Annotated in this window: 1 pseudogene; it reads left to right on the plus strand. The window is 32.8% G+C overall.

The window, feature by feature from the left end:
• Positions 1-76 (plus strand): annotated as a pseudogene (locus tag KH893_RS11420) (TetR/AcrR family transcriptional regulator); the annotation flags it as partial.
• Positions 77-625: the final 549 nt, after the last annotated feature.

Here is a 625-nt window from a genome sequence, read left to right on the forward strand (position 1 = left end):
TCTGCAGTCGGGAGTTGAGACGATGGGTCGCCAGTTATTGATTGTTGAACATGGATTTTTACCTAATGAAACTTGAAGCCAATCGATAGATTAACAAATTCATCTGGACTGAATCAGAGCAGTCTAGATGAATTTTTGCATCACTAGTATGAAACAATTTAACTTATGCGATTCTCTTACCACATGTGGACTTGAACAACCGGCCGCCATACATCCAAAGTTCAAGATTTGGATATTAGGTTGATCAGGATCGGAACCATTCAGAGCTATTTAAAGTTATTTTTTTAAGTAAAATAATATTGAATTTTATTTAGCTGGATTCGAAAGGGAAAAATTGAATAGTGGAGAAAAGATTAAATTACTAATCAAGCTTATCCGTCGATTAAGAAACAAATTCAAATGGATATCTTTTAAATGCCTAGACCGGTTGTTAACTTTCAACCAGTGCAAATTGAATAAACCAAAAGAACTGAAGAAGGTCTATCTTCAAAAAAATGTTTTGTTGATAGGGGTTATTTATAATAAAGAAATAGTGAATTCCATAAATGTATCATCAATTGTTTGTATGTGGATTGAAAAGGGTTTTATCTCAAAGGGGTGAATGAGTTCTATCTCTATATTTAGT

This window comes from Liquorilactobacillus sicerae, assembly GCF_029916425.1.
Lineage (GTDB): Bacteria > Bacillota > Bacilli > Lactobacillales > Lactobacillaceae > Liquorilactobacillus > Liquorilactobacillus sicerae.